The sequence below is a fragment of the Mesorhizobium sp. M00.F.Ca.ET.216.01.1.1 genome, assembly GCF_004010325.2.
GTDB lineage: Bacteria > Pseudomonadota > Alphaproteobacteria > Rhizobiales > Rhizobiaceae > Mesorhizobium.
This window is the reverse complement of sequence record NZ_SADR02000132.1, coordinates 1-446: the sequence shown is the minus strand read 5'-3', so window position 1 is coordinate 446 and position 446 is coordinate 1. Positions and strand designations below refer to the sequence as shown.

The 446-nt window shown below is 63.9% G+C and carries 1 protein-coding gene; it reads left to right on the top strand.

The window, feature by feature from the left end; genetic code table 11:
• Positions 1-446: sarcosine oxidase subunit gamma (locus EN859_RS35385; RefSeq protein WP_135913614.1), on the top strand; the 446-nt coding region annotated here is incomplete at both ends.

Here is a 446-nt window from a genome sequence, read left to right as displayed (position 1 = left end):
CGCCTGCGTGCCTGAACATCGTCTGCATTCGACCACGCCGCTTGGAGGAACGACGCCGCGCGTCGATGAGCTGCCAGGATTCCGCATTGCCGAAAACATCGGCGTGGCGCTGGCTTCGATAGCATCCCGGCTGAACCGCCAGGCAGACTTCGCCACTGCCGCCAAGCGCTTCTTCGGATTCGAAATGCCTGCACCCGGGAAGGTCTCGGGGAAGGCGCCCTACACGGCGGTCTGGACCGGTGTCGACCAGTGGTTCGTCGAAGCACCCTTCACCAGCCACGAGAACATCGCGCAAATCGTCAAGGATGGCTTTGGCGATAATGCTTCCGTCACCGAACAGACCGATGGCTGGGCCTGCTTTGACGTAGGAGGGCCAGCAGCGCCGGCCGTATTCGAGCGGCTGTGCGCGCTTGATGTCCATGCAATGGCCGGCGGCGCGGCGAGCC